Origin of the sequence: Thermomonas sp. S9, assembly GCF_024704365.1 — a bacterium.
Lineage (GTDB): Bacteria > Pseudomonadota > Gammaproteobacteria > Xanthomonadales > Xanthomonadaceae > Thermomonas.
Genome location: NZ_JAJDFY010000001.1, coordinates 2,250,002 through 2,276,543, shown reverse-complemented (window position 1 = coordinate 2,276,543; position 26,542 = coordinate 2,250,002). Strand labels below are relative to the sequence as shown.

At 71.2% G+C, this 26,542-nt stretch carries 22 protein-coding genes and 4 pseudogenes; 17 read left to right on the top strand and 9 right to left on the bottom strand.

Features of this window, described 5'->3' with window-relative positions; genetic code table 11:
- Positions 1–78: 78 nt before the first annotated feature.
- From ggt to LJB71_RS11285, 3 genes are read left to right on the top strand one after another with little or no spacing between them, the layout of a single operon-like run.
- Complete coding sequence (ggt, locus tag LJB71_RS11295) at positions 79–1,800, top strand: gamma-glutamyltransferase (RefSeq protein WP_259304255.1); 1,722 nt, start codon at positions 79–81, stop codon at positions 1,798–1,800.
- Between the two features lie 42 nt (positions 1,801–1,842).
- Positions 1,843–2,733 (top strand): MBL fold metallo-hydrolase, encoded by an 891-nt coding sequence (locus tag LJB71_RS11290; protein ID WP_259304254.1) that lies wholly within the window; start codon positions 1,843–1,845, stop codon positions 2,731–2,733.
- 11 nt (positions 2,734–2,744) lie between these two features.
- Positions 2,745–3,131, top strand: a complete 387-nt coding sequence (locus LJB71_RS11285; RefSeq protein WP_259304253.1) for an MAPEG family protein — start codon at positions 2,745–2,747, stop codon at positions 3,129–3,131.
- A 7-nt stretch (positions 3,132–3,138) separates the two neighbouring features.
- On the opposite strand, the gene upp is transcribed toward LJB71_RS11285, so the two are convergent.
- A complete protein-coding gene (upp, locus tag LJB71_RS11280) occupies positions 3,139–3,771 on the bottom strand; it encodes a uracil phosphoribosyltransferase (RefSeq protein WP_259304252.1) in 633 nt (210 codons plus the stop codon).
- Positions 3,772–3,860: 89 nt separating this feature from the next.
- Positions 3,861–5,369, bottom strand: a complete 1,509-nt coding sequence (locus tag LJB71_RS11275) for an aminotransferase class III-fold pyridoxal phosphate-dependent enzyme (protein WP_259304251.1) — start codon at positions 5,367–5,369, stop codon at positions 3,861–3,863.
- Between the two features lie 140 nt (positions 5,370–5,509).
- Between LJB71_RS11275 and LJB71_RS11270 the strand changes: the two genes are divergently transcribed.
- From LJB71_RS11270 to secF, 6 genes and pseudogenes are all read left to right on the top strand, one after another.
- Entirely contained in the window at positions 5,510–5,941 is a 432-nt protein-coding gene (locus LJB71_RS11270) for an Lrp/AsnC family transcriptional regulator (RefSeq protein WP_114960831.1), read from the top strand.
- Positions 5,942–6,020: 79 nt separating this feature from the next.
- On the top strand, positions 6,021–7,061 hold the full coding sequence (gene queA / locus LJB71_RS11265) for a tRNA preQ1(34) S-adenosylmethionine ribosyltransferase-isomerase QueA (RefSeq protein WP_259304250.1): 1,041 nt from the start codon (positions 6,021–6,023) through the stop codon (positions 7,059–7,061).
- Positions 7,058–8,185: a tRNA guanosine(34) transglycosylase Tgt gene (tgt, locus tag LJB71_RS11260; protein ID WP_259304249.1), complete on the top strand. Its 1,128-nt coding sequence runs from the start codon at positions 7,058–7,060 to the stop codon at positions 8,183–8,185. Before queA ends, tgt begins: the two co-directional genes overlap by 4 nt.
- A 117-nt stretch (positions 8,186–8,302) precedes the next feature.
- A pseudogene (gene yajC / locus LJB71_RS11255) lies at positions 8,303–8,661 on the top strand (preprotein translocase subunit YajC).
- Between the two features lie 61 nt (positions 8,662–8,722).
- Positions 8,723–10,564: a protein translocase subunit SecD gene (secD, locus tag LJB71_RS11250; RefSeq protein ID WP_259304248.1), complete on the top strand. Its 1,842-nt coding sequence runs from the start codon at positions 8,723–8,725 to the stop codon at positions 10,562–10,564.
- Positions 10,565–10,584: 20 nt separating this feature from the next.
- Positions 10,585–11,553 carry a protein translocase subunit SecF gene (gene secF / locus LJB71_RS11245; RefSeq protein WP_259304247.1) on the top strand — a complete coding sequence of 323 codons (969 nt, stop codon included), beginning with the start codon at positions 10,585–10,587 and terminating at the stop codon, positions 11,551–11,553.
- Positions 11,554–11,656: 103 nt separating this feature from the next.
- On the opposite strand, the gene LJB71_RS11240 is transcribed toward secF, so the two are convergent.
- A complete protein-coding gene (locus tag LJB71_RS11240) occupies positions 11,657–12,478 on the bottom strand; it encodes an inositol monophosphatase family protein (protein WP_259304246.1) in 822 nt (273 codons plus the stop codon).
- Between the two features lie 93 nt (positions 12,479–12,571).
- Here LJB71_RS11240 and LJB71_RS11235 point away from each other — a divergent pair.
- The 3 genes and pseudogenes from LJB71_RS11235 to LJB71_RS11225 all read left to right on the top strand — a co-directional run.
- Positions 12,572–13,336: pseudogene (locus LJB71_RS11235) on the top strand (RNA methyltransferase); the annotation flags it as partial.
- On the top strand, positions 13,322–14,350 hold the full coding sequence (locus tag LJB71_RS11230; protein WP_310649447.1) for a phosphate/phosphite/phosphonate ABC transporter substrate-binding protein: 1,029 nt from the start codon (positions 13,322–13,324) through the stop codon (positions 14,348–14,350). The pseudogene LJB71_RS11235 and the gene LJB71_RS11230, both read left to right, overlap by 15 nt.
- Positions 14,351–14,424: 74 nt before the next feature.
- Positions 14,425–16,484, top strand: a pseudogene (locus LJB71_RS11225) (EAL domain-containing protein).
- A gap of 18 nt (positions 16,485–16,502) precedes the next feature.
- Here the strand turns inward: LJB71_RS11225 and LJB71_RS11220 are convergent.
- The 4 genes and pseudogenes from LJB71_RS11220 to LJB71_RS11205 all read right to left on the bottom strand — a co-directional run bounded on the left by LJB71_RS11220 (position 16,503) and on the right by LJB71_RS11205 (position 21,844).
- Positions 16,503–17,810: a hemolysin family protein gene (locus LJB71_RS11220; protein WP_259304807.1), complete on the bottom strand. Its 1,308-nt coding sequence runs from the start codon at positions 17,808–17,810 to the stop codon at positions 16,503–16,505.
- 174 nt (positions 17,811–17,984) lie between these two features.
- Positions 17,985–19,935, bottom strand: a pseudogene (locus LJB71_RS11215) (DUF3488 and transglutaminase-like domain-containing protein).
- Positions 19,928–20,890 (bottom strand): DUF58 domain-containing protein, encoded by a 963-nt coding sequence (locus LJB71_RS11210; protein ID WP_259304245.1) that lies wholly within the window; start codon positions 20,888–20,890, stop codon positions 19,928–19,930. The pseudogene LJB71_RS11215 and the gene LJB71_RS11210 overlap by 8 nt, the downstream one beginning before the upstream one ends.
- A 3-nt stretch (positions 20,891–20,893) precedes the next feature.
- Positions 20,894–21,844, bottom strand: a complete 951-nt coding sequence (locus LJB71_RS11205; protein ID WP_259304244.1) for an AAA family ATPase — start codon at positions 21,842–21,844, stop codon at positions 20,894–20,896.
- 89 nt (positions 21,845–21,933) lie between these two features.
- Between LJB71_RS11205 and LJB71_RS11200 the strand changes: the two genes are divergently transcribed.
- Both LJB71_RS11200 and LJB71_RS11195 read left to right on the top strand, forming a co-directional pair.
- Positions 21,934–22,854 (top strand): glycosyltransferase family 39 protein, encoded by a 921-nt coding sequence (locus LJB71_RS11200; RefSeq protein WP_310649418.1) that lies wholly within the window; start codon positions 21,934–21,936, stop codon positions 22,852–22,854.
- A complete protein-coding gene (locus LJB71_RS11195) occupies positions 22,791–23,540 on the top strand; it encodes a hypothetical protein (RefSeq protein ID WP_259304243.1) in 750 nt (249 codons plus the stop codon). The genes LJB71_RS11200 and LJB71_RS11195 overlap by 64 nt, the downstream gene beginning before the upstream one ends.
- Here the strand turns inward: LJB71_RS11195 and LJB71_RS11190 are convergent.
- Positions 23,476–24,057: a Maf family nucleotide pyrophosphatase gene (locus LJB71_RS11190; RefSeq protein ID WP_259304242.1), complete on the bottom strand. Its 582-nt coding sequence runs from the start codon at positions 24,055–24,057 to the stop codon at positions 23,476–23,478. The two genes, LJB71_RS11195 and LJB71_RS11190, sit on opposite strands and share 65 nt — an antisense overlap.
- Positions 24,054–24,428, bottom strand: a complete 375-nt coding sequence (locus LJB71_RS11185) for a hypothetical protein (RefSeq protein ID WP_259304241.1) — start codon at positions 24,426–24,428, stop codon at positions 24,054–24,056. The genes LJB71_RS11190 and LJB71_RS11185 overlap by 4 nt, the downstream gene beginning before the upstream one ends.
- Before the next feature lie 113 nt (positions 24,429–24,541).
- Here LJB71_RS11185 and LJB71_RS11180 point away from each other — a divergent pair, with 113 nt between their 5' ends.
- The 3 genes from LJB71_RS11180 to LJB71_RS11170 all read left to right on the top strand — a co-directional run bounded on the left by LJB71_RS11180 (position 24,542) and on the right by LJB71_RS11170 (position 26,461).
- Entirely contained in the window at positions 24,542–25,060 is a 519-nt protein-coding gene (locus LJB71_RS11180; RefSeq protein WP_259304240.1) for a YceD family protein, read from the top strand.
- 68 nt (positions 25,061–25,128) lie between these two features.
- Positions 25,129–25,323: a 50S ribosomal protein L32 gene (gene rpmF, locus LJB71_RS11175; RefSeq protein WP_114960846.1), complete on the top strand. Its 195-nt coding sequence runs from the start codon at positions 25,129–25,131 to the stop codon at positions 25,321–25,323.
- Positions 25,324–25,471: 148 nt separating this feature from the next.
- Positions 25,472–26,461, top strand: coding sequence for a beta-ketoacyl-ACP synthase III (locus LJB71_RS11170; protein ID WP_259304239.1), 990 nt, complete (start codon positions 25,472–25,474; stop codon positions 26,459–26,461).
- Positions 26,462–26,542: the final 81 nt, after the last annotated feature.

The following is a 26,542-nucleotide window of genomic DNA, read 5'->3' as shown; positions in this document are numbered from 1 at the left end:
CCTGCGCCGGGCGCAGGACCGACGCTGGTGCACGCTGCCCGGCTGCCATCTTGCCGTCGCTGCGCAAGGAGTGAATGCATGAACCGCATCGCCTGGCTGTTGCTGGCTTTCCTGCTTCCGCTGGCGGCTGCCGCCGGCCCGGCTGCGCCCGCCGCGCATCCGCCCGGCGCCGCGGTGGCCTCGGCCCACCACCTCGCCACCGAGGCCGGAATCGAGATCCTGCGCCAGGGCGGCAATGCGTTCGATGCCGCGGTGGCGGTGTCCGGCGTGCTGTCGGTAGTGGAGCCGATCAGCTCCGGCCTCGGCGGCGGCGGCATGTGGCTGCTGCACGATGGCAAGACCGGCCGCGACGTGTTCGTGGACGGGCGCGAGACCGCCCCGGCCGCGGCCACCCCGGACAAGTTCCTCGACGCCAGGGGCGACCTCGACCCGCAGCGCGCGCAGAACGGCCCGTGGTCGGCCGGCATCCCTGGCCTGCCGGCGCTGCTGGTGCACGTGGCCGAGAAATACGGCCGCCTGCCGCTGCGGCAGAGCCTGGCCCCCGCGATCCGCATCGCCCGCGAGGGGTTCCCGGTGTATGCACGCATGGCCCGCGGCTACGCGGCCAAGCGCCAGGTGATGGACCGCTATCCCGGCACCCGCGCGGTGTTCTCGCCGAATGGCAAGCCGATCCGCGAGGGCCAGGTGTTCCGCCAGCCGGACCTCGCCGCCACGCTCGAGCGCCTCGCCGCGCAGGGCTTCGACGGCTTCTACCGCGGCACCACCGCCAGGCACCTGGTGGCGGGCGTGAATGCCGCGGGCGGGCAGTGGACGCTGGACGAACTGGCCGGCTACCGCGTGCGCGAACGCGAGCCGATCCATTTCCGCTACCACGACTGGACCATCACCACCGCGCCGCTGCCGTCCTCGGGCGGGATCGCGCTGGCGCAGATGCTGCAGATCCTCGCGCCCTACGACCTTGAGGCCATGCCCGAGGCCGAGCGCGTGCACATGGTGGTGGAGTCGATGCGGCGCGCGTTCCGCGACCGCACCTTCTACCTGGGCGATCCGGATTTCGTGAAGATCCCGCAGCGGCTGCTGCTGTCGCCCGACTACGCCGCCGGCCTGCGCGCGGGCATCGACCCCGACAAGGCCACGCCCAGCGATCTGCTCTCGGGCCAGCCGACCCCGCTGGAGGACGAGGAGACCACCCACTTCTCGATCATCGACGCCGACGGCAACCGGGTGGCCGCCACCCAGACCGTGAATCTGCTGTTCGGCTCCGGCCTGATCCCGCCCGGCACCGGCGTGCTGCTGAACGACGAGATGGACGATTTCGCGCTCAAGCCCGGCACGCCCAATGCGTTCGGGGTGATGGGCTATGAGGCAAACGCGCCCAAGCCGGGCAAGCGCATGCTCAGCTCGATGACGCCCACCTTCATGGAATCGCGCGACAAGGTGGTGGCGCTGGGCACCCCGGGTGGCAGCCGCATCATCACGATGGTGCTGCTGGGCATCCTCGGCTACGACGCCGGGCTGGACGCCCAGCAGGTCGCCGCGCTGCCGCGCTACCACCACCAGTGGCTGCCGGACGTGATCGACGCCGAGCCCGGCGCGATCTCCGCGCAAGCCGCGCAGGCCTTGCAGGCGATGGGGCATCGCATCGATCTGCCGCCCGATGAAGCCGCGGGCGGGCGTGGTTCCAGTCACGTCTGGGGCAACCTGCAGACGGTGGAATGGGACCGGCGCGCCAATGCGCTGCGTGGCGGCAGCGATCCGCGCAATCCCGAAGGCAAGGCCACGGTGCTGGCGCAGCCCTGACCGGTGCGCGTATCTCCACGTCACTGCGCAGGAGGCATTTCCATGAAGCTCTGGTCCCTGCTGGGCAATTCGCAGAAACTCGACGGCGGCGCGATGTTCGGCAACGCGCCCAAGGCGCTGTGGGCGCGCTGGATGGCGGTGGACGCCGACAACCGCATCGACCTGGCCTGCCGCGCGCTGCTGGCCAGCCCGCTCAGCGGCAAGACGGTGCTGTTCGAGACCGGCATCGGCGCGTTCTTCCCGCCGCCGCTGCGCGCGCGCTACGGCGTGCTGGAAGACCGCCACGTCCTGCTGGATTCGCTGGCCGCAGCCGGGTTCTCGCACGCAGACATCGACGTGGTGGTGCTCAGCCATCTGCACTTCGACCACGCCGGCGGGTTGCTGGCGCCGTGGGCCGAAGGGCGTGCGCCGGAGCTGCTGTTCCCGAACGCCATCTTCGTGGTCGGCAAGGCCCACTGGCAGCGCGCGCTGCACCCGCACCCGCGCGACCGCGCCAGCTTCATCCCCGAACTGCCCGCGCTGCTGGAGGCGAGCGGCCGGCTGGAACTGGTGGACGGCGACCACTGCGCCGCGCTGGGCGATGCCGTGCGCTTCCACCACAGCGACGGACACACGCCGGGGCTGCTGCTGGCCGAGATCGTCGGGCCGGAGACGGTGGCCGGCCAGCCGCGCGGCGGCGTGGTGTTCTGCGCCGATCTCATCCCCGGCCGGCCGTGGGTGCACGTGCCGATCACCATGGGCTACGACCGCAACCCCGAGCTGCTGATCGACGAGAAGCGCGCCTTCCTCGAAGACAAGCTGGCGCGCAACGTCCACCTGTTCTTCACCCACGACCCCGGTTGCGCGTTGGCGCAGGTGGCGCGCGACGACACGGGCCGCTTTTCCACCGTGCACGAACACGCCGAACTGCACGCCCGTCCGCTGGCGGCCTGAGGAGCCTTGCGATGCCGAAGATCACCCTGCTCATCACCGCCCTGCACGTGCTGCTGATGCTGGTGCTCTTGGCGCGCATCTCGCAGATTCGCCACGCGCGCAAGATCGGTCTCGGCGATGGCGGCGATCCCGAACTGCTGCGCCGTATCCGGGTGCACGCCAACTTCGTCGAGCACGTGCCGGTCGCCCTGCTGCTGCTCGCGCTGCTGGAGCTTTCCGGCCTGCCCGCGCCGTGGCTGTGGGGCCTGGGCGGCGCGCTGCTGCTGGCGCGCGCGTTGCACGCGGCGGGCCTGTCGCGCACCGGCGGCTATTCGTTCGGCCGCTTCTGGGGCACGGCCCTGACCTGGCTGGTCCTGCTGCTGATGGCCCTCGCCGGGGTGTGGCTGGCGCTGGTGTGATCCTGGCTCAATCCACCGGCGTGCCGAACAGGCGGTCGCCGGCGTCGCCGAGCCCGGGGCGGATGTAGGCGTTCTCGTCCAGGCGCTCATCGATCGCGGCGACGTACACCTCGATCTCGGGATGGGCGGTTTCCAGCGCGTGCAGGCCTTCCGGCGCGGCGACCAGGAAGATCGCCTTGATCCGCCGGCAGCCCGCGTCCTTCAGCAGCTGGATGGCGGCGATCGCGCTGCCGCCAGTGGCCAGCATCGGGTCGATCAGCAGCGCGGTGCGTTCGTGCATGCGGTCGGCCAGGCGCTGGTAATAGCCTTCCGGGCGGTGGGTGGTCTCGTTGCGGCGCAGGCCGACCACGCTCACCGGGGCGGCCGGCAGCAGCGCCTGCACGCCGGGCAGGAAGCCGAGGCCGGCGCGCAGGATCGGCACCAGGGTCAGATGATCGCCGCGCACGTGCTCCACCTGCAGCGGGCCGGCCCAGGTCTGCACCGTCACCTGCTCGGCGGGCAGGTCGCGGGTGGCCTCGAACGCCAGCAGCCCGGCGATCTCGCCGGCCAGCTGGCGGAAGTGAACCGGATCGGTGCGGATGTCGCGCAGCTTGCCGAGCTTGTGGCGGACCAGCGGATGATCGACGACGACGGTGTTCATGCCGCCAGCGTAGCCGAGACGGCCCGTGCAAAAACAGACGGGGCGGCCTTCAGGCCGCCCCGCAAGGGCAGTGCGCAGGGACGGGCGCGTCAGGCCGCGGCGGCCTGCGCCACGCGCGGGCCTTCCAGGATGGCGCGCTTGACCATCGCCACCACCAGCTTCAGCTCGTCCTCGCTGATCGCGAAGTGCGGGGTGAAGCGCAGCGAGTTCTCGCCGCCGTGGATCACGCCGATGCCGTGCTCGCGCAGCCATTCCTCGGTGGAGCCGGTGCCGTAGCCCTTGAACTCGCGGGTGAGTTCGCAGGAGAACAGCAGCCCGGTGCCCTGCACCTTGGTGATCGGTCCGCCCAGCTCGGCCTTCAGCGCCTCCAGCAGGGCCAGGGCCTGCTGGCCGCGGGCGCGGATGTTCTCGCGCAGGGCGGGGGTGAGCTGCGCCAGTACGGTGCAGGCCACCTCCAGCGCGCGCGGGTTGGCGGTCATGGTGTTGCCGTACAGGCCGCGCTGGTAGAGGCCGGCGGCGTGCTCGGTGACGGCCAGCACCGACAGCGGGTACTGGCCGGCGTTGAGCGCCTTGGAGTAGGTCTCCATGTCCGGCGCTTCGATGCCCTCGAAGCCGGGGTAGTCCACGATCGACAGGTAGCCGGTGGCGCGCAGGCCGGCCTGGATCGAATCCACCAACAGCAGGCTGCCGTGGGCGCGGGTGAGGGCGCGCGCGGCGTTGTAGAAGCCCACCGGCACGCTGCGGCCGGGGTCGCCTTCGCCCATCACCGGCTCCAGGAACATCGCCTCGATGAACCAGCCGTGGGCATCGGCCTCGGCGAACACCTTGCGCAGGGCGTCGATGTCGTACGGCGGCACCGCGATCACCGAATCCTCGCCGCGGAAGCTGGCCAGGTGCTGCAGGTAGGTCTTGCGGGTGGAGTCGGAATACAGCGCCGGGCGCTCGGTGCGGCCGTGGAAGGCGCCCTTCACCACCAGCCGCTTGATGGTCTTGCCGGCGTGGCGGGCGCCGGGGTCGGTCATGAGCTTGGCGTTGGCATCCACGATGCGGGCCGCCAGCGACACCGATTCCGAACCGGAGTTCAGGCACATGAAGGCCGCGTACGGGCAGCCGCCGCCATCCTTGGAAGCGCGCGTTTGCCCGATCTCGCGGCGCATGGCGTTGGAGAAGCGCAGCTGCGCCACGTGCGGGGTCATGATGTTGGCCATCGCCTGCGGCCGCGCCATCGCCTCCAGCACCGCCGCCGGCGCGTGGCCGAGGCCGAGCATGCCGTAGCCGCCAGTGTCGTACAGCACCGCGCCCTTCAGGGTGACGATCCACGGGCCGCGCGCGGCCAGCGCCACGTAGGGGTTGGCGTTGTCCTGCGAGTAGAAGTTGACGAAGCCTTCCTGCACCTTGGCGCGCTGGGCGTCCTCGTCCAGCTTCAGCAGATCGGGGAACTCGGCACGCACGCTGGCGTATTCCGCGGCGGCGGCGGCGATGGCCTCGCCCAGCTGCGGATCGCGCGCGGCGAAGGCGAGCACGGTGGCATCGTCCAGCCCGGTGGTGCGCAGGCCGCCGTGGGCGCGCAGCGGGGCGAGGGTGTCGATCAGGCTCATGGTGCGTCTCCCGTCTGGGGCCATGGCCGCGGGCGGCGGCCGGCCAAAGCTTCATTATCCGGGGATGCCCGTCATTCGGTAGGGTGGATTCGCCTTGAATGACGAGCATTTTGGGCGAATCGACGTTATGCTTCGTCGATATGCGAATCTCCGCCGCCGACGAACAGCTGCTGTCCCTGCTCCGCGAGGACGCCCGCGCCGCCACCGCCGACATCGCCCGCCGCCTGGGGCTGTCGCGCACCACCGTGCAGAACCGGATCGCCCGCCTGGAGCAGCAGGGGGTGATCCGCGGCTACACCGTGCGCATCGACGACGAACTGGAGCGCAACCGCATCCGCGCGCACATCCTCATCACCCTGCGCCCGAAGCAGATGGCGGCGGTGGTGAAGGCGCTGCAGGGCATGCACGAGGTGCGGGTGTTGTATTCGATCAGCGGCGACAACGACCTGATCGCGCTGGCGGTCACCGCCACCGTGGGCGAGATGGACGTGCTGACCGACCGCATCGGTGCGATCGACGGGGTGGAGCGCACCAATACCTCGATCATCCTCTCGACCAAGTTCGAGCGCTGAGACTTCCAGATGCAAGGTGGCGGGCAGCGCCCGCGGGGCCGCCCTACAATGCGCGGTTCAAAACCGCCTCCGCACGCCCTTGAAGACCTCCGATTTCCATTACGACCTGCCGCCCGAGCTGATCGCGCAGGCACCGCTGCCGGAGCGCTCGGCCAGCCGCCTGCTGCACGTACCGCCGGACATGGTGCCCTTCGAAGATCTGCATGTGCGCGACTTGCCGGTGCTGCTGGAGCCCGGAGACCTGCTGGTGTTCAACGACACCCGGGTGATCCCGGCGCGGCTGTTCGGCGCCAAGCCCACCGGCGGGCGGGTGGAGATCCTGATCGAGCGGTTGCTGCCGGACAACGCCGCGCGCGCGCAGCTGGGCGTGAGCAAGCCGCCGCAGGTCGGCAGCCGGATCCTGCTGGATGCCGGCGGCGAGGCCGAGGTGCTCGCCCGCGGCGATGACGGCTTCTGGACGCTGCGCTTCCACGTGGACGGCGCGCTGGCGGACTGGCTGCAGCACGCCGGCCAGCTGCCGCTGCCGCCTTATATCGAGCGCTCGCCCGACAAGGCCGATGCCGAGCGTTACCAGACCGTCTTTGCGCGCGAGGCCGGCGCGGTGGCCGCGCCCACCGCCGGCCTGCATTTCGACGCGCCGCTGCTGGAGGCGCTGCGTGCGCGCGGGATCGGGATCGGCCACATCACCCTGCACGTCGGCGCCGGCACCTTCCAGCCGGTGCGGGTGGACGACGTGCACGCCCACCGCATGCACAGCGAGTGGATCAACGTCGGTGCCGAGCTGGTGGCCCAGGTGCGCCGCACCCGCGCGGCCGGTGGCCGGGTCATCGCGGTGGGCACCACCGTGGTGCGCGCGCTGGAGAGCGCGATGGTGGGCGATGCGCTGCAGCCGTTCGCCGGCGACACCAGCATTTTCATCTTTCCCGGCTACCGCATCCGCAGCATCGACGCGTTGCTGACCAACTTCCACCTGCCGGAGAGCACGCTGCTGATGCTGGTGTCCGCGTTCGCCGGCAAGGCGCGCATCTTCGCCGCCTACGAACACGCGGTGCGTCAGCGCTACCGCTTCTTCAGCTATGGCGATGCCATGCTGCTATGGCCGCAGGAGGCGGGAGCATGAGCCGCATGCAGTTCCAGCTGCTGAAGACCGACGGCGCGGCACGCCGCGGGCGCATCACCTTTCCGCGCGGCGTCATCGAGACCCCGGCGTTCATGCCGGTGGGCACCTACGGCTCGGTGAAGGGCGTACTGCCGCAGCAGCTGCGCGATCTCGGCGCGCAGATCATCCTCGGCAACACCTTCCACCTGTTCCTGCGGCCGGGGCTGGAGGTGATCGCGGCACACGGCGGCCTGCACGGCTTCGCCCGCTGGGACGGGCCGATCCTGACCGACTCCGGTGGCTTCCAGGTGTTCTCGCTGGCGCACCGGCGCAAGATCACCGAGGCCGGTGTCACCTTCGCCGCGCCCACCGACGGCCGCAAGGTGTTCCTCGGGCCCGAGGAGTCCATGCACATCCAGAAGGTGCTGGGCAGCGACATCGTGATGATCTTCGACGAGTGCCCGCCGGTGCACGACAGGCACGGCCAGCCGGTGCACCGGCGGGCGGTCGAGAAGTCGATGGAGCTGTCGCTGCGCTGGGCGGAGTGCAGCAAGCGTGCGCACGCGGGCAACGACGCGGCGCTGTTCGGCATCGTCCAGGGCGGCGTGCACCACGACCTGCGCACGCGCTCGGCGGAAGGGCTCAAGCAGATCGGCTTCGACGGCTACGCGGTCGGCGGGCTGGCGGTGGGCGAAAGCGAGGGCGAGCGCAACGCCATGCTCGACCACACCTGCCCGCAGCTGCCGGCCGACCGCCCACGCTACCTGATGGGCGTGGGCCGGCCGGAGGACCTGGTGGAGGCGGTGGCGCGCGGGATCGACATGTTCGACTGCGTGATGCCTACCCGCAACGCCCGCAACGGCCACTTCTTCACCGCGACCGGGGTGGTACGCGTGCGCAACAGCCAGTACGAGCACGACCTGCGGCCGATCGAGGAAGGTTGCGACTGCGTGGCCTGCGCGGGCGGATTTTCGCGCAGCTACCTGCGCCATCTGGACCGCTGCAATGAAATGCTGGGGCCGATCCTGGGGACCCTGCACAACCTGCGCTATTACCAGCGGCTGATGGCGCAGATGCGCGATGCGATCGCGGCGGGAACTTTCGCCGACTTCCGCGAGTCCTTCTACGCCGCGCGCCGGCCATGAGGCTGCGGCCGGCCGCCGCGTGCGCCGGGGCGGGCGCGGCAGTCGTGGCATAATCCCCCGCTGGCCTCGCCCCAGCCGCTGGCCATACCCCTTCGTTTTCGCTGACACGGATTCCCGATGAACCCGCTCGATACCCTGCTCGACCTGATCATCCCCGCCGCCCATGCCCAGGCCGCCGGCGGCGCCGCCCCGCGCAGGGCGGGTTGCTGTCCACCCTGCTGTTCCCGATCGTGCTGATCGTGATCATGTACTTCCTGATGATCCGCCCGCAGATGAAGCGGCAGAAGGAGCACAAGGCGATGCTGGACAAGCTGGCCAAGGGCGACGAGGTGATCACCAACGGCGGCATCGCCGGCAGCGTAGTCGCCATCGGCGAGGTGTTCGTCACCATCGAGGTCGCCAGCGGCGTCGAGCTGCGCGTGCAGCGCGGCGCGATCGCCAGCGTGCTGCCCAAGGGCACGCTGAAGTCGGCCTGAGCCGCCATCCTCCCGTCCGTCCAGACCCGGCGCCCCGCCGGCGTCGAGCAGGATCTGAGCAATGCTTGAATTCCCGCGTTGGAAGTACTTCGTCATCCTCCTGGTGCTGGCGCTGAGCGTGCTGTACGCGCTGCCCAACATCTACCAGAAGGACCCGTCCGTGCAGATCACCGCCAACCGCGGTGCGCAGATCGACGACGCCCTGAAGGCGAAGGTGGTGCAGATCCTGGCCAACGCCAAGGTGACGCCGAAGGCGATCGCGAAGGAGGGCGACAACCTGGTAGTGCGCCTGAACTCGCTCAGCGACCAGAGCGTCGCCAACAACGCGATCCGCGAGCAGGTGGGCGACGGCTATACGGTGGCGCTGAACCTGGCCTCCACGGTGCCGGCCTGGCTCAGCCGCCTGGGTGGGCATCCAATGGTGCTGGGCCTGGACCTGGTGGGCGGCGTGCACTTCGCGCTGCAGGTGGACAAGAAGGCGGCGATCGACAAGCGCTTCGACGCGTTCGCCGACGACATCCGCACCACCCTGCGCGACGCCCGCGTGGCCTACCGCTCGGTGGAGCGCAGCGGCAACGATTCGCTGCGCGTGGTGCTGGCCAACCCCGAGGACGCCGCCAAGGCGCGCGCCGCGCTGGTGAAGGCGCAGCCGACCCTGACCTATTCCAGCGATCCCGGCGGGATCGTGGTCGGCGTGCCGCAGGCCGAGATGCAGCAGATCGCCTCCAGCGCGATCGAGCAGAACCTGACCACCCTGCGCAACCGCGTCAACGAACTGGGCGTGGCCGAGCCGATCATCCAGCGCCAGGGCGACGACCGCATCGTGGTCGAGCTGCCCGGCGTGCAGGACACCGCCGAGGCCAAGCGCATGATCGGCGCCACCGCTACCCTGGAATACCGCGCGGTGGTGGAAGGCAATGCGCAGGAAGCCGCCGATACCGGCCGCATCCCGCCCGAGGCCAAGCTCTACCGCGACCGCGCCGGGCGCCCGATCCTGCTCAACAAGCGCGTGATCGCCACCGGTGACCAGATGGTGGCGGCCACCGTGTCCACCGACCAGAACGGCATGCCGGCGGTCAGCGTCACCCTCAACGGCGTCGGCGGCCAGCGCATGTTCGACTTCACCAGTGCCAACGTCGGCAAGCCGATGGCGGTGGTGTACACCGAGCGCATCCCGCAGGTCACGATGGTGGACGGCAAGGAAGTGCGCAGCTTCAAGGTCAAGGAGGAAGTGATCTCCGTGGCCAATATCCAGGGCGTGTTCGGCAAGCAGTTCCAGACCACCGGCCTGGAGCGCACCGAGGCCGAGAACCTGTCCAAGCTGCTGCGCGCCGGCTCGCTGGCGGCACCGATGGACTTCGTCGAGGAATACGTGATCGGCCCCAGCCTGGGCGCGGAGAACGTGGCCCGCGGCATCAAGGCGGTGGTGTTCTCGTTCCTGTTCACCCTGGTGTTCTTCGGCATCTATTACCGCATGTTCGGCCTGATCACATCGGTCGCGCTGCTGTTCAACCTGGTGATCGTGGTCGCGGTGATGTCGAAGTTCGGTGCCACCATGACCCTGCCGGGTTTCGCCGGCCTGGCGCTGTCGGTCGGCCTGTCGGTGGACGCCAACGTGCTGATCAACGAGCGCATCCGCGAGGAACTGCGACTTGGGATCCCGCCGAAGGCCGCGATTGCGATGGGCTACGACCGCGCCTCGCACACCATCATGGACGCCAACCTGACCGGCCTGATCGTGGGCATCGCGCTGTACGCGTTCGGTACCGGCCCGCTGAAGGGCTTCGCGCTGACCATGATCATCGGCATCTTCGCCTCGATGTTCACCGCGATCACCGTGTCGCGCGCGCTGGCCACCCTGATCTACGGCCGCCGCAAGAAGCTGCAGTCCGTGGCGATCTGACGGGAAGAGAGAATCCATCCATGAAACTGTTTCCGCTGCACATCGTCCCGAACGACACCAAGATCGATTTCATGCGCCACCGCCATCCGGTGCTGGCGCTGATGCTGGTGCTGCTGGTTGCCTCGGTCGCCATCATCGGCCTGAAGGGCTTCAACTACGCGCTGGAGTTCACCGGCGGCACCATGGTGCGCACCCATTTCGCGCATCCGGTGGATGTGGAGCAGGTGCGCGCGCGCCTGTCCGCGGCGGGCCTGCATAACGCCCAGGTGCAGACCGTGGGTGGCGGCAGCGACGTGATGGTGCGCCTGCAACCGGACGCCGAGCACAACAACGCCGCCGACGCCGCGCAGAAGATTGCCGACCAGGTGCTGGCCGCGGTCAACACGCCGGAGAATCCCGCCACCGTGCAGCCGGGCGAGTTCGTCGGTCCGCAGGTCGGCCGCGACCTGGCCATGAATGGCGTGTATGCGACCCTCTTCATGCTGGTCGGGTTCCTGGTGTACATCGCCGCGCGCTTCGAGTTCAAGTTCGCGATGGTGGCCAGCATCACTGCGTTCTTCGACCTGATTCTCACCATTGCCTACATGTCGCTGGTGGGCCGCGAGTTCGACCTGACCGTGCTGGCCGGCCTGCTGTCGGTGATGGGCTTTGCGATCAACGACATCATCGTGGTGTTCGACCGCGTGCGCGAGAACTTCCGCAGCCTGCGGGTGGAGCCGCTGGAAGTGCTGAACCGCTCGATCAACCAGACCCTGTCGCGCACAGTCATCACCGCGGTGATGTTCTTCCTGTCGGCGCTGGCGCTGTACCTGTACGGCGGCAGCTCGATGCAGGGGCTGGCCGAGACCCACATGATCGGTGCGGTGATCGTGGTGGTCTCCTCGGTGATCGTGGCGGTGCCGATGCTGACCATCGGCCCGTTCAAGGTCTCCAAGCAGGACCTGATGCCGAAGGCCAAGGACCACGCCGAGCTGGCGCGCCGGCCCTGACCGCGGCGGCCCGTCGCAGGCACGCAACCCAAAAGGCCGCGCAGTGCGCGGCCTTTTGCGTGCACGCCCCGGCGACGGGGCCGGTAGCGGGGTGGCGTGGCGCTCAGCCGACCGCGGCGGCGTAGCCGGACTGCACGATGGCCTTCTGCAGCTCCGCGCTGAGCTTCTGGTTGCCGGCCAGTAGCGCGCGACCGTGGAGGCCGCGGCTGTCCAGCGGGCCGGTCTGGGCGCCGCGGAAGTCGCACACGCGGCCGCCGGCCTCGCGCACCAGCAGCACCCCGGCGGCGATGTCCCACGGCTTCACCCCGGATTCGAAATAGCCGTCGAAGCGGCCGCAGGCGACATAGGCCAGATCCAGCGCGGCCGAGCCGGTGCGGCGGATGTCCTCGATGCTGCGCAGCAGTTCGCGCACGCATTCCAGCTGCGCCGGCGCGCGCTCGCGCTCGCGCGGCGGAAAGCCGGTGGCCAGCAGTGCGCCGGACAGATCCTTGCGCTCGGAAACGCGGATGCGGCGGTCGTTGAGTACCGCGCCGCTGCCGCGGCTGGCGGTGAACAGTTCGTTGCGCAGCGGGTCGAACACCACCGCGTGCTGCGGCTCGCCGTGCTCGACCAGCGCGATCGAGACGCACCAGTGCGGCAGTCCGTGCAGGTAGTTGCTGGTGCCGTCGAGCGGGTCGATCACGAACAGCGCGCCGCCCCGGCCGCCGTGGCCGCCGCTTTCCTCGCCCAGAAACCCGGCATCCGGATAGGCGCGGCGCAGTTCCTTGACCGCGGCCTGCTCGGCCTGCTCGTCCACTTCGCTGGCGTAGTCCAGGCGGTCCTTCTCGATCACGTTGATCGCATCGAGCCGGTTCATGTTGCGCAGGAGCACGCCGCCGGCCGCGCGGGCCGCCTTGACCATGACGTTGACGGCAGGTTTTTGCATGGCAAGACGCCTCGACGGATGTGAGGGAAGGGGCGGCGGCGGCAAAGAACAGTCCCGGCGCAGGGTCGGGGCCGCGCAGTTTACCATTCGCGCATGAATGCAACATCGACACTAAACGAAGCCGCGCGTCGCCTGCGCATCGTGCTGGTCGGCACCCAGCATCCCGGCAACATCGGCTCCGCGGCGCGCGCGATGAAGGCCATGGGCCTGTCGCAGCTGGTGCTGGTGGCACCGGAAAAGGCGCCCGACCGCGACACCCAGGCCATGGCGGCAGGTGCCGATGATCTGGTCGCGTCCGCGCCGGTGTTCGCCAGCCTGGCCGAGGCGGTGTCCGACTGCCGCTGGGTGCTGGGCGCCACCGCGCGTAGCCGGCGCGTGCAGCTGGAGCCGCTGCATCCGCGCGAAGCCGCGACCCGCGCCGTGGCGGCCACCGCCAGCGGGCCGGTGGCGCTGGTGTTCGGACGCGAGCGCACCGGGCTGGACAACGAGGAACTGCAGCTGTGCCACGCCGCGATCCACATCCCCTCGGATCCGGCCTTCCCCTCGCTGAATCTGGCGGCGGCGGTGCAGGTGCTGAGCTACGAGCTGCGCTGCGCCATGTTGGGGGACAGCAGATTGCCCGCGGGCGAGGCGCGCACGCCGCCACCCTCGGAAGGGGCGGCTTCGCATGCCGAGTTGGAGGGGTTTTTCGGCCAGCTCGAGCAGACCCTGGACCAGATCGATTTCCACAAAGGCCGCGCTCCGGAATCGGCGATGCGCAAGCTGCGCCGGCTGTTCCTGCGCGCGAATCTGGATAGCGCCGAGGTGCGCCTGCTGCGCGGGGTGCTGGCCGATGCCCAGCGCATGGCGCGCCTGGCCGGACAGTCCGCGGGCGGCGCAAAATCGGGTAGCCTGATCGCCATCCGAACGCCAGGGGGACAGCCGCACGCCATGCGCCGATTCGCGCCAGCGTTCGCGTTGTTGTGCCTGAGCTGCCTGCTGCCCGCCGGTCTGCCTTCGATGGCAGCACCGGCGGTCGCCCCGGAAAGCGATGACGGCGTGCTGGTGCTGGGCCGGGTCAGCGATGACCCCAAGGCCCACTACGACCAGCTCAAGCCGCTGCTGGACTATGTGATTCCGCGCATGGCTCCGGTTGGCATCCGCAGCGGCCGCATCCTGATGGCGAAGGATCTGCAGCAGATGACCAGCTATCTGCGGCGCGGGCGGGTGGACTGGATCAACGAGACCGCCGGCAACGCCGCCCTGCTGGAGCAGCGCGGGGTGGCGCATGCCTTCCTGATCACCGAGCGCGACGGCGCGCAGCGCTACCACAGCGTGTTCTTCGTGCGCCGCGACAGCCCGATCCAGTCGCTGCAGGAGCTGGTGGGGCACAGCATCGCCTTCCAGAGCCCGTATTCCACCAGCGCCTACTATCTGCCGGCGGCGACCTTGCTGGCGCAGGGCCAGTCGCTGGAGCTGCTGCTGTCGCCGATGGACAAGCCGGCGCCGGACCGGGTGGGCTACGTGTTCGCGCGCACCGAGCTGAACATCACCACCTGGGTGCACAAGCGCCTGGTGGACGCGGGCGTGCTGAGCAATCTCGACTGGCTGAACCCGGCGCGGATGCCGCCCGCGTTCGCCCAGGACTTTCGCGTGATCGGGCGCACCGAGGACGTGCCGCGCGCGCTGATGCTGGCCCGCACCGGGCTGGATCCGGCGGTGGAGGCACGCCTCAACGAGGTGCTGCAGGAGGCCGCGCAGGACCCGGAGGCGGGCGAGGCCCTGCGCCGCTTCCTCGGCACCGCGCGGCTGCTGCCGATCAGCGCCGAGGACCGGCGCTCGCTGGAATGGCTGGGGCGCGGGGTTCGGCGCGTGCGCGCGGAGGTCGAGTGAGGCGCGCTGGCCTGAGCCTGCAATCGCGGTTCCAGATTGCCATCCTGTCGGGGCTGGCGCTGGTGCTGCTGCTGATGACGCTGCTGTGGTTCCGCGAGCAGCGCAGCCAGGAGGAGGCGATCGAGATCGCGCGCCAGAGCACGCATGCCCTGCTGGCCGAGCAGATGCGGCTGGCCGGCGAGGCGCAGGCGCGGCAGCTGGCGGATGCGCTGGCCAACCCGCTGTACTACTTCGACCTCGACGCGGTCGGCATCCTCGCGCGCAACGCCCTGCGCGCGCCGGAGGGGACTACGTGCTGGTGTACGACCCTGAAGGCCGCATCCTGCACGATGGCTCCGGCGACATCGCCGCTTACGGGCGGCCGATGGACGACCCGCTGGCGGCCGAGGTGGTGGCGGCCACCGGCCCGCACACCCACCTCTCCGCCGAACTGCTGGACGTGTCGCAGCCGATCACGATCGGCGACGAGCGCCTGGGCGGGGTGCGTATCGGCTATTCGATGGCGGCGGTGGCGCGCGCCGAATCGGGCGCGCTGTCGTCGCTGCGCGAACAGTTCAACGCGGTCAACCAGCGCAGCATGAGCTGGCTGCTGCTGATGTTCGCGGCGCTGACGGTGCTGGCGCTGGTCGGCGCGGCCGTGGTGCAGCGCCTGCTGGTGCGCCCGATCCGCCTGCTGGGCGAAGCCGCGCGCCAGATCGAGGCCGGCGATTTCAGCACCCCGGTGCCGGAAAGCGCGCGCAGCGACGAGCTTGGCGATCTGATCCGCGCGTTCGGGCGCATGCGCGACAGCGTGGCCAGGCACGACCGCGACATCCGCCGGGTCGCCTACAGCGATGCCCTCACCGGGCTGTCCAACCGGCTGGCGTTCCGCGAGACCCTGGAACAGCGCCTGCGCCAGACCCAGGGCACCAGCTCGCAGCTGGCGCTGCTGTTCGCCGACCTCGACGACTTCAAGCGGATCAATGACACCCTCGGCCACGAGGCCGGCGACGAGGTGCTGCTGCAGGTGGCGGCGCGGATCGAGCAGGCGGTGGCCTCGGTGGACGGCACCGAGTCGGTGGTCGCGCGCTTCGGTGGCGATGAATTCGTGATCCTGCTGCAGCTGGGCGAAGCCGACCTCGACGCCGGCATCCGCGGCAAGGCGATCCGCCTGGCCGAGGCGCTGGTGAAGGCACTCAGCGAGCCGATGCTGCTGCACGGCCGGCAGGTGCTGCTGGGCGGCTCGGTCGGGGTGGCGATCTTCCCGGACGATGCCAGCAGCGCCTCGCTGCTGATGAAGAACGGCGACATCGCGATGTACCAGGCGAAGGTGGCGGGCAAGAACTGCTACCGCTTCTATAGCCGCGCGATGGACCAGGCGGTGGAGCGCCGGGTGCGGATGGAGCAGGAGCTGCGCGGTGCGTGGACGCGCGGCGAACTCAGCCTGGCCTACCAGCCGATCTACCGCACCCAGGACCGTGTGCTGGTGGGCGCGGAGGCGCTGCTGCGCTGGAACCATCCGGAATACGGCGCGGTGGCGCCCTCGGTATTCGTGGACGTGGCCGAGCAGAGCGGCCTGATCGAGGCGATCGGGCTGATGGCGCTGCAGACCGCCTGCGCGGAGGCCGCCGCCTGGCCGGTGCCGGCGGATGCGGGCGAGGCGCCATTCGTGGCGGTGAACGTCTCCGCGCGCCAGCTGCGCAGCGGCGAACTGCTGCAACAGGTGGCCGATGCACTGGACAGCAGCGGGCTGGCGCCGGAGCGGCTGCACCTGGAGCTCACCGAGACCGCGGTGATCAGCGACGAGGCCTACGTCACCGAGCTGCTGGGCAAGCTGCGCCAGCTCGGGGTGCGGGTGTGGCTGGACGATTTCGGCACCGGCTATTCCAGCCTGAGCCATCTGCGCCGGGTGCAGGTGGACGGGCTGAAGATCGACCGCAGCTTCATCACCGACCTGCTGCGCGACCCCGACGACCTGGCGCTGACCAGCGCGATCATCGCGATGGCGCATTCGATGGGCGTGGTGGTGGTGGCCGAAGGAGTGGAGCGGCAGGGCCAGTACCAGCTGCTGCGTGACCGCGACTGCGACCTGGTCCAGGGCTACTGGCTGGGGCACCCGCTGGAGCCGCAGGCCTTCCTCGACCTGCTGCGCTGAGGCCGGAAGAACGCGGGCTCAGCCCTCACCGGCGGCGGGCGGTTCGAGCTTCTGCAGCAGCAGCTTGTCGATCCGCGGGCCATCGAGGTCCACCACCTCGATCCGCCACGGACCCAGCAGGAAATATTCGCCCACGTGCGGGATGCGCCCGAAGCGGGCGATCGCCAGCCCGGCCACGGTGCGGTATTCCAGCTCGTCGGCATCGGTCAGGCGTTCGCCGGTGAGCTCGCGCAGTTCCTCCACGTGCAGGCCGCCGTCCACCAGCAGCGAGCCGTCCTCGCGCGCCACCACCAGCGCCTCGCCGGGACTGGCCTCGGCACCCGACTGCAGGCGCCCGATCACCGCGTCCACGATGTCGCTGACCGTCACCAGACCCTGGATGTCGCCGTACTCGTCCACCACCAGCGCCAGTGATTGCTGCTCCTCGCGCAGGATCTCCAGCAGCTTCATGGCCTGGGTGGATTCGGACACGAACAGGGCCGGGCGCAGTCCCGCGAACAGGTCCGGCTGCGGTTTTCCGAGTTCGTCCAGCAAGGTCTTGACCTCGAGGATACCGGCCACGTCGCTGTCGTTGCCGCGATAGACCGGGTAGCGCGAATACGCGTGTTCCTGCATCGTCGCCAGGTTCTCGGCCAGCGAGGCGGAGGCGTCCAGCCAGGCGATCTTCGTGCGCGGAGTCATCAGGCTGTCGGCAGTACGGTCGCCCAGGCGCATCACGCGGTTGAGCATGTTGCGCTCGTCGCTGTCGATCACACCCTGCTCGTGGCCTTCGCTGACCAGCAGCTGGATCTCCTCCTCGGTGACCCGCGAGCCGTCGCTGCCGCTCATCCGCAGCAGGCGCAGCAGGCCACGCACGGTGGCGCTGAGCAGCCACACCGCCGGGCTGGCCAGGCGCGACAGCGCGTGCATCGGCACCGCCACCGCGGCCGCCACCCGCTCCGGCGCCAGCAGCGCCAGCCGCTTTGGCACCAGCTCGCCCAGCACGATGCTGAGGTAGGTGATCAGGCTGACCGCCAGCACGGTGCCCAGTGGCGCGGCCGACTCCCCGAGCACCGGCAGCCGGCGCGCCAGCCACTGGCCGATCAGCTGGCCCAGGGCTTCGCCGCCGAGCATGCCGGTGAGCACGGTGATCAGGGTCAGGCCCACCTGCACGGTGGACAGGAACTGCTCCGGATGCTCGGCCAGCTCCAGCGCCTTGCGCGCGCCGCGGCTGTCCTCGGCACGCTGCTTCAGGCGCGCCTTGCGCGAGGTCACCACCGCCATCTCCGACAGCGCGAAGAAGCCGTTGAGCAGGATCAGGGCGAGGACGATCAGCAGCAGTTCCAGCACAGGCGGTCACCGGGTGCGGGGGAGGGAAGGCAGGCAGGACGGCCCGGCATGCGGCGGACGGCCGCAGCGTCAGGGGCGGGGAGCGGGTGTTGCGGCGATGGGCAAGAAGGCATGTCCATGGGTCGCGCCGCGGCGCACCGGCATCATAGCAGGCGCTCCAGGCACGCCGGCTCAGGGCCGGTGCCGGCGCAGATCGCGCAGCAGCGCGCGCAGCGCCGCAGGCACGGGGGGCGCGCCATAGCGGGCATCCGAGAAGCGCCGCGCCAGTTCCGCCAGCGGCACGCCCGCGTGCGGCACGTCCGCGCCCACCCGCGCGGCCCAGACCTGCGCCGGTTCGTGCGGCGCGCGCCCCAGCCCGCGCCGGCGGTAGCGCGCTTCCAGCGCGCGCCAGGCGCGCAGCAGCGGGTCGCGCGTGCGCTCGCCGCGCGCGATCCGCCACGCCATCCAGCCCAGCGCCAGCAGCGCGACCGCGGCGAACAGCGCGGCTAGCCCGGACGCCCCCAGCCGTGCCAGGCCCAGCGGTTTCAGCAGTGCCTGCTGGCGCTGCGCGTTGAATCCGAGCACGAAGTCGTTCCAGCCGCGGCGCAGCCAGTCGGCGGCATCGAACATCGGCGCCAGGCCGTCGAACCCGGCGATCCGCCCGGGGCGGCGGTCGGCGAGGGTGTCGTACACCCGCTCGGGTGCGACCGCCGCGGTCGGGTCCACCCGCATCCAACCGCGCGCGGGCAGCCAGACTTCGGCCCAGGCATGCGCGTCGGACTTGCGCACCAGCCAGTAGCCGCCGACCGGATTGCGGTAGGCCCCGGCGTAGCCGGTCACCACCCGCGCCGGAATGCCGGCGGCGCGCATCAGCACCACGAAGGCGGAGCTGAAATGCTCGCAATAGCCTGCGCGGCGGTCGAACAGGAAATCGTCCACCTCGTTGCGTCTGGCCGGCGGCACGTCGAGGGTGTAAGCGAAATCGCGCCGGATCATCGCCAGCGCGCGCGCCACGATCGCCGCGTCGCTGCGCCCCTGCGGGTCGCGTCCGGCCTGCTGCCGCCACTGCCGCCCCAGCGCCAGCGTGCGCGGGTTGTAGCCGGCGGGCAGCGCCAGCGCGCGCGCGCAGCGCCGGCGGCAGTTCCGGCTCGAACACCACCGCCGCGGCCGAGCGCATCCGCCAGCGCGAGACGTTGTATTGCGGCGTCTCCGCCTGCGGGGCGAGGTCGTGGTCGAGGCGCGCACCTTCCGGCAGCTGCAGCGGCACGTCCAGTGCCACCAGCTGGCGGTCCTCGGTGGGTTCCAGATCGATCCGGTAGTCCCAGACCGGCCCGCTGGCCTGGACGGGCGCCGGTGGCTGCGCCAGCAGGTCGCGCGCCTGGCGCCAGGTGCGGCCATCGAAATCCCACAATACCGGCCCGCGCCAGTACATCTGCTGTGGCGCCGGCGCGGCGCCGAAGAACTGCACGCGCGCGGCCGGGCTGTCGTCCAGCAGCAGCTCGAAAAAACCGCCCGGAGTCATGGTGTCCGACAGCCCCGGCACCGCCGCGTTGCGCTGCGGCAGCCCCCACAGCGGAGAGGGCAGGCGCGGGAACAGCCAGAACGCCGCCAGCGCCAGCGGCAGACCCAGTGCGGCCAGGCGCAGCACTCCGGCCAGCGCCGGCCGCGGCGGGCGCGGCGGCAGCCCGGCTTCGTCGGCGGCCAGCTGCTGCAGCGCCAGCAGCGCCAGCAGCACCCCGGCCAGCGCCAGCAGCAGGCTCAGCGGACCCTGATCCAGCAGGAAGGTGGCGAATGGGGCGAACAGGGCGAACCCCAGCAGGCTGCGGCCGTCGCGCAGGCTGTAGGTTTCCGCGGGCTTCAGCGCCAGCATCGCCGCCAGCAGCGCGCAGGCGGTATCGCGTCCGACTCCGGGCAGCACCGCCGCTACCGCCAGCAGTGCGGTGCCGCCCAGCAGCCAGCGCAACACCGCCGGCAGCGGCTGCCGCCACGACGCCGCCAGGACCGCCACGGCGCCGATCCCAAGCCCCAGCCCCAGCGTCGGCGGCAACTGCAGCAGCAGCGGCAGCAGGCAGGCCAGCGCCGCCAGCCGCACCTGCAGCAGGCTGGCCGGCGGCATCGGCGGCGAGCGCGCAGGCTCAGGCATGCGCCGGCTCCCGCGGCAGCAGGGCCAGCGCGCGCTGGCAGCGGTGGCGGTGGGCATCGCCGTGGCCGGTGGCGATCGCTGGCTGCCCCGGCAGCGCCAGCGCGTAGCGGCGGCCCTCGCGTTCGGCCTCGTCCACCCAGCGCGCCAGCCGGCTGATGCGCTGCTCGTAGGGCAAGCCGGCGGTCTGCTGCCAGTCCAGGCGCAACTCGCCGGCCTGCTGCTGTTCGTCCTCGCGCACCAGCAGGCTGGCGTGCCGCGCCGAGGCTTTCCAGGCCACCGCCCGCAGCGCGTCGCCGCTGCGGTAGTCGCGCAGGTGGTGCGGGTCCTCGCCGCTGCGGCTGGGCCGGGCGCGGCCCTGGACACCGACGGCCGCCGGCAGCGGCGGGGCCTGCGGCTCCGGCGCGGCATACACCAGCAGCGACTGCGCCGGCCAGACATAGGCCCAGGCGCGGGCCAGGCCCAGCGGCTGCACGCTGGAGAGGATCAGGCGCGGCAGCGGCCACAGGCCGCGGCGCGGCGCGGGCAGGCGCAGTTCGGCGGTGGCGCCGCGGGCGTCCAGCAGTGGGAGAGTGGTGGCCGCCTGTTCACCACAGGCGATGCGCAGGCCGCGGCGCACGCGGGTATCCGTGCAGCCCAGGGCGATGCGCAGGTGCAGCGTGCCTCCGGCCGCCAACGGTTCGGCGGAGACGGCCTCGATCCGCAGCCCGGACAGCTGCAAATGCGCGGCCACCAGGCTGGTATGCGCCGCGCCCGCCAGCAGCAGCGCCAGCAGCAGGCCGGGATTGTTGTTGAAGTTGAGTGCGCCCAGCAGCATCGCGCCGAGCAGGGCGGCGAAGAACAGCCCGCTGGCGGTGGGCAGCACGTAGATGCGGCGTCGGTCCAGCTGCGCCGGCAGTCCCTCCGGCGCGCGCGGGCGGGTCCAGCCGCGGATGCGCTGGCGCAGCGCCGCCCGCATGCTTCAGTCCACCGCGACCGCGTGCAGGATGGCCCTGGCGAGCTGGGCGACGGACGCATCGGCCTCCGCCACCAGCCGGTGCTCGGCCACCGCCGGGAACAGCGCCTGCACGTCCTCGGGCACCACGTGCGCGCGCCCCAGCAGCAGGGCGTGGGCGCGCGCCGCGCGCAGCAGGGCCAGCCCGGCGCGCGGCGACAGTCCCACCCGCACGCCGGGCTGCTGGCGGCTGCGCGCCAGCAGCGCCTGCACGTAGTCCAGCAGGGCATCGCCGGCATGCACCTCCAGCACCGCGCGGCGCAGGGCGAGGATGCGCGAGGCGTCCAGTAGCGGGCGCGCCGCGGCGATCAGGTCGCGGCGGTCGGCCCCGGCCAGCAGGGCGCGTTCGGTGGCATCGTCTGGGTAGCCCAGCGCCAGCCGCAGCAGGAAGCGATCCAGCTGCGAATCCGGCAACGGATAGGTGCCGGACAGATCCACCGGGTTCTGGGTGGCGATGACGAAGAACGGGTCCGGCAACACGCGGGTCTGGCCGTCCAGACTGACCTGGTGCTCGGCCATCGCCTCCAGCAGCGCGCTCTGGGTGCGCGGCGGGGCGCGGTTGATCTCGTCCGCCAGCAGCACGTGGGTGAACACCGGGCCGGGATGGAATTCGAAGCGGCGCGCCTGTGCCTCGTACACCGAGACCCCGAGGATGTCGGAGGGCAGCAGGTCGGAGGTGAACTGCACGCGCGCGAACTCCAGCCCGAGGGTGGCGGCCAGCGCGTGCGCCAGGGTGGTCTTGCCGAGGCCGGGCAGGTCCTCGATCAGCAGGTGCCCGTCCGCCAGCAGGGCCACGAACGCCAGCCGCACCTGCTGCGGCTTGCCCAGCACCAGTTGGTTGACCTGCGCCTGCGCTTCGCGCAGGGCCTGCCGCAGGGCATCGGGTAGCATCTGCGCCGGAGCCGGGATCGCGGACATGTCGTAGGCATGGGTCTCGGGGGAAGGGATGAGTGTAGCGAGGACGCCCGGGCATGCACGTTGTGGCGAACGCGGCGGGAATCGCATCAATGAATACGACGGCAGGCGCGGCAGTGGATGCGGCAGGGCGCGCGGACCCGGCGCGATCCTGGTTCATCGGGATCTGGCTGCTGCTGTGCGCGCTCAAGCTGATGCTGGCGGCGCGGCTGCCGCTGTTCGTGGACGAGGCCTTCTACTGGCAGGAAGGCCAGCACCTGGCCTGGGCCTATTCCGACCTGCCGGCGCTGACCGCGTGGCTGGCGCGGCTGGGGGTGGCGCTGTTCGGGCCGACCGCGCTGGGGCTGCGGCTGCCGTTCCTGCTGATTGGCGCGCTGCTGCCGTGGCTGCTGGTGCGGATGACCGCGCGCGAGTTCGATCCTGCCAGCGGCTGGCGTGCGGGCCTGCTGCTCCTGCTGCTGCCGCTGGGCGGCACCCTGGGCCTGCTGGCGCTGCCCGACGTGCCGCTGCTGCTGGCCAGCCTGCTGTGCCTGGATGCCTGCCTGTGCGCGCTGCGCCGGGTGCAGGCCGCGGCGGCGGCGGAACTGGCGCTGGGGCTGGTGATCGGCGGGCTGACCCATTACCGCTTCGCAGCGGTGCTGCTGGCCGGCGGGGCGGCCCTGCTGCTGCTGCGCGAGGGCGGCGCGCGCTGGTCCGGCCGTGGCAGTGGGCGGCGCTGGCGCTGGGCGTGCTGGCCTGAGCTGCCGCTGCTGCAGTGGAACGCGCAGCATGCCGAGGCCGGGCTGCGTTTCCAGCTGATCGAACGCAACCCGTGGGCGTTCGACTGGCAGGGCCTGCGCCTGGGCGCGCTGCAGTCGCTGCTGGCCACGCCGCTGCTTTTGCTGGCGCTGCTGCTGGCGGCCTGGCGCGGGCTGCGCGATCCGCGCCCGGCCGCGCGTTGCCTGGCGCTGTGCGGGGTGCTGCTGGCGGGGGGTTCTTCCTGCTGGGGTTCTTCGCCGACCGCCAGCGGGTGAGCTTCCACTGGCCGCTGCCCGGGCATGTGGCGCTGCTGCCGCTGGTACCGGCGGCGCTGGCCGGCTGGGCGCGCACCTGGCGGCGCGCGACCTGGGCTGTGCTCGGCCTCGGGCAGGCGCTGGCGCTGGGCTATTGCCTGATGGCGGCGCTGCCGCAGGGGCGCGCCTGGGCCGCGGCGCACGGGCTGTATCCGGCCAATTTCTCGGACTGGCAGGCGCTGGCGCAGCGGGTGCGGGCGCGGCTGGCGGAGGTGCCGCCCGGTACCCGTCTGCTGGCTGCCGACTTCAAGCTCGGCGCGGAGCTGGGCTTCGCCCTCGGCGATCCCGACATCCGCGTGCTCGACCATCCGCTCAACCGCAAGCACGGGCGCCAGGCGCAGCTGGCGCTGTGGGGTTTACTGATGGAGTCGCCGCGCGCGCTGCCGCGGCCGTGGCTGCTGGTGGCCAGCCCCGAGCACGCCGGCTTCGACGGCGAGGCGGAATACCGGCGCTGGCTGTGCGCCCAGCTGGGCGGGCTGCCGGCGGCGCAGGTGCTGCAGGTGGATGGCGGCGGCAAGCGCTTCTGGCTGCTGTTCGCAGCGGCCGATGGTGCGCCCTTGCCCGCCTGCGCGGCGGCGCCGGCTACGGTAGCGGGAAGCCCGCCTGCCGCAGCAGGCGGGCGGTCGCGATCAGCGGCAGCCCGATGAGCGCGGTCGGGTCGCGGCTGTCGATCGCCTCGAACAGCACGATCCCCAATCCTTCCGATTTGAAGCTGCCGGCGCAGTCGTAGGGCTGCTCGGCGTCCACGTAGCGCGCGATCTCGGCATCCTCCAGCGCGCGCAGCCGCACTGCGGTCAGATCCACGTCGTGCAGGCGGCGGCCGTCCGGGTGCGCCAGGCAGACCGCGGTATGGAAGCGCACGCTGCGGCCGGCCATCGCGCGCAGCTGCGCCAGCGCGGCCGCGCGGCCGCCGGGCTTGCCCAGCGGCGTGCCGTCCAGATCGGCGACCTGATCGGAGCCCAGCACCCAGGCATCCGCGCCATGCAACGTTTGCGCGATCGCCTCTGCCTTCGCCTGCGCCAGCCGCTGCGCCAGCGCGTGCGGCGCCTCGCCGGGCCGGGCGGCTTCGTCCACCTCCGGGCGCGCGCTGTCGAACGGCAGCCGCAACCGCTGCAGCAGCTCGCGCCGGTAGCGCGAGGTCGAGGCCAGCACCAGCCGGCTCATGGCGATGCCTCCGCACGGGCGCGGTCCACCCGCCGCAGCTGCGTGTCGATCCGGCTGCGCGCCGCGTCCAGCGATTCGCGCATCTGCTGCAGCGACTCCAGGCTGGCCGACTGCGCATACTGCTGCAGCCACAGGCGCTGGCGCAGCAGTTCCTGCATCGCGCCCAGCACCGGGTTGTCGGCGTCGGCGGCGACCGTCTCCAGCTCGCTGCGCGCCGCGCGCAGGCGCTCCTCCAGCGCGTCGGCGGCGTCCAGCACGCGGCCGATGGCGAGCTGGCGGTGGCGACTGCGGCGGTACACGCGCAGCGCCAGCCACAGGCTGGCCGCGGCGAAGGCGGCGAACACGAGGAGCAGGATCAGTCCGGGCGGCATCGGCACAGTCTGCGCGAGGACGCCGGAGGGCGCAAACCCGGCGCTGCGCGGCAGGCTCCGGCTATCGTGTTGATTTGACAGAAAAGCCCCGAATCCGTAGGATGCCGCGTCTTATGTCCGAGCCATCCGCCAGCCGCATTCCCGAGGTTCTGGATGCCTGGCGCATGGTGGCGGCCCGGCGCGAGTTCGAAGGCCGGGTGCCGCTGGCGGCGATGTCGCGCCTGCGCGGCAGCCTGCTCGACGGCGATGGCGAGGCCCGCTTCGTGCTGGCGTTCGGCACCGACCCGATGCAGCTGCCATACGCCGAGCTGCGGATCGAGGCCGCCCTGCCGCTGGAATGCCAGCGCAGTCTGCAGCGCTTCCTGCTGCCGGTGCGCCTGCAGCAGCGGCTGGGCCTGATCCGTGACGAGGCCGACGAAGCGGCCCTGCCGGCCGGCTACGAGGCGCTGCTGGTGGCGCCGGATGGCCTGCTGCGGCCGGCCGACCTGGTCGAGGACGAGTTGATTCTGGCGTTGCCGGTGGTGCCGGTGTCGCCCGATGCCGAGGCGGTGGAGCGCGAGTTCGCGCCGACCGCCGAAGAGGTGGCCCAGGCCAGTCCGTTCGCGGCGCTGTCGGGGTGGAAGAAGGAATAGTGCGATAATCCGCGGTTCACCGCCGATCGTCGCATCCAGCATCACGTATCGTTTTTTGGAGTTGTCCCATGGCCGTTCAGAAGTCCCGCGTTTCCCCGTCCCGCCGCGGCATGCGCCGCGCGCACGACGCCCTGTCCGCCAAGCAGCTGGCCACCGATCCGACCAGCGGCGAGACCCACCTGCGCCACCACGTCACCGCCGACGGCTACTACCGCGGCAAACAGGTCGTGGCCCCGAAGACCAAGGTCGTCGACGAAGAGTGATCGCCGGCCGCAAGGCCGCCGGCGCTGACGCCGCCCGGCCGCACCCGATGGTGCGGCCGTTGGCGTTTTTTGCCGTCGCGTTTTGCGCGCGCCGCCCACATCCGGCGATCGGCTACCCTTGTCCAATCGCCAGGGAGAACTCCAGCGCATGAGCCAGACCGAACACCGCATTTTCGCCCGTATCGCCGGCACCGGCAGCTACCTGCCGGAGAAAGTGCTGACCAACGACGACCTGGCGAAGATGGTGGACACCAGCGACGAGTGGATCGCCGCGCGTACCGGCATCCGCGAACGCCACGTCGCGGCGGAGGGCGAGACCACCTCCGACCTCGGCTACCAGGCGGCGCTGCGCGCGCTGGAGGCCGCCGGCGTCGGCGCCGACGAGATCGACCTGCTCGTGGTCGGCACCACCACGCCCGACCTCATCTTCCCGTCCACCGCCTGCCTGATCCAGCACAGGCTGGGCATCGCCGGCTGCCCGGCATTCGACGTCAACGCGGCGTGCTCCGGCTTCATCTACGCGCTGACCATCGCCGACAAGTTCATCCGCTCTGGCGCGGCGAAGACGGCGCTGGTGATCGGCGCCGAGACCCTCACCCGCATGCTGGACTGGAGTGACCGCGGCACCTGCGTGCTGTTCGGCGACGGCGCCGGCGCGGCGGTGCTCAAGGCCGATGCCGAGACCGGCATCCTCAGCACCCACATGCACGCCGACGGCAGCAAGAAGGAGCTGCTGTGGAGCCCGGTGGGCGTGTCCGCCGGATTCAAGCCCGGCGAGGACAACGCCGGGGTGCGCGTGATGATGACCGGCAACGAAGTGTTCAAGCACGCGGTGAAGGCGCTGGATGCGGTGGTCGAGGAGGCGCTGGAATCCAACGGGCTGGAGCGCACCGCGATCGACTGGCTGGTGCCGCACCAGGCCAATCTGCGCATCATCGAGGCCACCGCCAAGCGGCTGGAGATGCCGATGGACCGCGTGGTGGTCACCGTGGATCGCCACGGCAACACCTCCTCGGGGTCGGTGCCGCTGGCGCTGGACGAGGCGGTGCGCTCGGGCCGCGTGCAGCGCGGCCAGCTGCTGCTGCTGGAAGCCTTCGGCGGCGGCTTCACCTGGGGCTCGGCCCTGCTGCGCTACTGAGGCCGCGATCCGGCGTGCGGGTGACGGCGCGATTGCGGTCGCGCCGCGCACGATTCCGTGGATGTGCTTTCGTGCACATGC

What these genes read in the sequence shown, in the direction of transcription:
- ggt (WP_259304255.1), top strand. Translation starts at nt 79, where the DNA reads ATGAACCGCATCGCCTGGCTGTTGCTGGCTTTCCTGCTTCCGCTGGCG.
- LJB71_RS11290 (WP_259304254.1), top strand. Translation starts at nt 1,843, where the DNA reads ATGAAGCTCTGGTCCCTGCTGGGCAATTCGCAGAAACTCGACGGCGGC.
- LJB71_RS11285 (WP_259304253.1), top strand. Translation starts at nt 2,745, where the DNA reads ATGCCGAAGATCACCCTGCTCATCACCGCCCTGCACGTGCTGCTGATG.
- upp (WP_259304252.1), bottom strand. Translation starts at nt 3,771, where the DNA reads ATGAACACCGTCGTCGTCGATCATCCGCTGGTCCGCCACAAGCTCGGC.
- LJB71_RS11275 (WP_259304251.1), bottom strand. Translation starts at nt 5,369, where the DNA reads ATGAGCCTGATCGACACCCTCGCCCCGCTGCGCGCCCACGGCGGCCTG.
- LJB71_RS11270 (WP_114960831.1), top strand. Translation starts at nt 5,510, where the DNA reads ATGCGAATCTCCGCCGCCGACGAACAGCTGCTGTCCCTGCTCCGCGAG.
- tgt (WP_259304249.1), top strand. Translation starts at nt 7,058, where the DNA reads ATGAGCCGCATGCAGTTCCAGCTGCTGAAGACCGACGGCGCGGCACGC.
- secD (WP_259304248.1), top strand. Translation starts at nt 8,723, where the DNA reads ATGCTTGAATTCCCGCGTTGGAAGTACTTCGTCATCCTCCTGGTGCTG.
- secF (WP_259304247.1), top strand. Translation starts at nt 10,585, where the DNA reads ATGAAACTGTTTCCGCTGCACATCGTCCCGAACGACACCAAGATCGAT.
- LJB71_RS11240 (WP_259304246.1), bottom strand. Translation starts at nt 12,478, where the DNA reads ATGCAAAAACCTGCCGTCAACGTCATGGTCAAGGCGGCCCGCGCGGCC.
- LJB71_RS11230 (WP_310649447.1), top strand. Translation starts at nt 13,322, where the DNA reads ATGGCGCGCCTGGCCGGACAGTCCGCGGGCGGCGCAAAATCGGGTAGC.
- LJB71_RS11210 (WP_259304245.1), bottom strand. Translation starts at nt 20,890, where the DNA reads ATGCGGGCGGCGCTGCGCCAGCGCATCCGCGGCTGGACCCGCCCGCGC.
- LJB71_RS11205 (WP_259304244.1), bottom strand. Translation starts at nt 21,844, where the DNA reads ATGTCCGCGATCCCGGCTCCGGCGCAGATGCTACCCGATGCCCTGCGG.
- LJB71_RS11200 (WP_310649418.1), top strand. Translation starts at nt 21,934, where the DNA reads ATGAATACGACGGCAGGCGCGGCAGTGGATGCGGCAGGGCGCGCGGAC.
- LJB71_RS11190 (WP_259304242.1), bottom strand. Translation starts at nt 24,057, where the DNA reads ATGAGCCGGCTGGTGCTGGCCTCGACCTCGCGCTACCGGCGCGAGCTG.
- LJB71_RS11185 (WP_259304241.1), bottom strand. Translation starts at nt 24,428, where the DNA reads ATGCCGCCCGGACTGATCCTGCTCCTCGTGTTCGCCGCCTTCGCCGCG.
- LJB71_RS11180 (WP_259304240.1), top strand. Translation starts at nt 24,542, where the DNA reads ATGTCCGAGCCATCCGCCAGCCGCATTCCCGAGGTTCTGGATGCCTGG.
- rpmF (WP_114960846.1), top strand. Translation starts at nt 25,129, where the DNA reads ATGGCCGTTCAGAAGTCCCGCGTTTCCCCGTCCCGCCGCGGCATGCGC.
- LJB71_RS11170 (WP_259304239.1), top strand. Translation starts at nt 25,472, where the DNA reads ATGAGCCAGACCGAACACCGCATTTTCGCCCGTATCGCCGGCACCGGC.